General features: G+C 66.7%; 1 protein-coding gene. It reads left to right on the top strand.

All coding sequences use genetic code 11. The features are described from left to right. Positions 1–37: 37 nt before the first annotated feature. Positions 38–1,043 (top strand): IS630 family transposase (locus ACLF6P_RS29860; RefSeq protein WP_415954544.1); only part of this gene is annotated, 1,006 nt, incomplete at its 3' end.

Here is a 1,043-nt window from a genome sequence, read left to right as displayed (position 1 = left end):
CTAGTGACCTGAGTCGGAGATTCGTCGTTAGTTGGGTATGAGTCGTCCGGGTCCGAAGATTCCGCCGTTGTCGGTCAGTGATACCCAGCGGGCGGTGCTGGAGGGCTGGTTACGTCGCCGGACGACGGCTCAGGGACTGGCTCTGCGATCGCGGATCGTGCTGGAGTGCGCCGAGGGCCACTCGATCATGGAGGTGTCCCGCCGGCTGCGGATCGCTCCGGACACGGTCCGCACCTGGCGGCGCCGCTTCATCGAGCGGGGCCTGGACGGTCTGTGCGACGACCCGCGGCCCGGTGTCCCCCGGAAGATCACCGACGCTGACGTCGAGCGGGTCATCGTCAAGACGCTCGAGGAGACACCGAAGAACGCGACCCACTGGTCGACCAGGTCGATGGCGGCGGCCACGGGCATGTCGCAGTCGACGGTCTCGCGGATCTGGCGGGCGTTCGCCCTGGCGCCGCACCGGTCGCAGACGTTCAAGCTGTCGACCGATCCGCTGTTCATCGACAAGGTCCGCGACGTCGTCGGTCTGTATCTCGATCCGCCGGAGAAGGCTCTGGTGCTCTGCGTGGACGAGAAGTCGCAGATCCAGGCCCTGGACCGGTCCCAGCCGGTCCTGCCGATGGTGCCCGGCGTTCCCGAACGCCGCAGTCACGACTATGTCCGGGCCGGCACCACCACCCTCTTCGCCGCGCTCGAAGTCGCCACCGGCAAGGTCATCGGCTCCCTCCACCGCCGCCACCGGGCAGCGGAGTTCAAGAAGTTCCTGACCAAGCTGGACAAGGAAGTCCCGGCTGATCTGCAGGTTCACCTGATCCTGGACAACTACGCGACGCACAAGACGCCCGACATCAAGCGGTGGCTGCTGGCCCATCCGCGGTTCCACCTGCACTTCACGCCGACCAGCGCGTCCTGGCTGAACCTGGTCGAGCGGTGGTTCGCCGAACTCACACAGAAGAAGCTCAAGCGCGGCGTCCACCGCTCCGTTCAGGCCCTCGAACGCGACATCCGGGCCTGGCTCACCGACTGGAACGAGCACCCCA

The sequence above is a fragment of the Streptomyces lothianensis genome (genome assembly GCF_047779955.1).
Taxonomy (GTDB): Bacteria; Actinomycetota; Actinomycetes; order Streptomycetales; family Streptomycetaceae; genus Streptomyces.
Note: the sequence above shows the minus strand (reverse complement) of the source record. Positions and strands in the feature narration are given on the sequence as shown.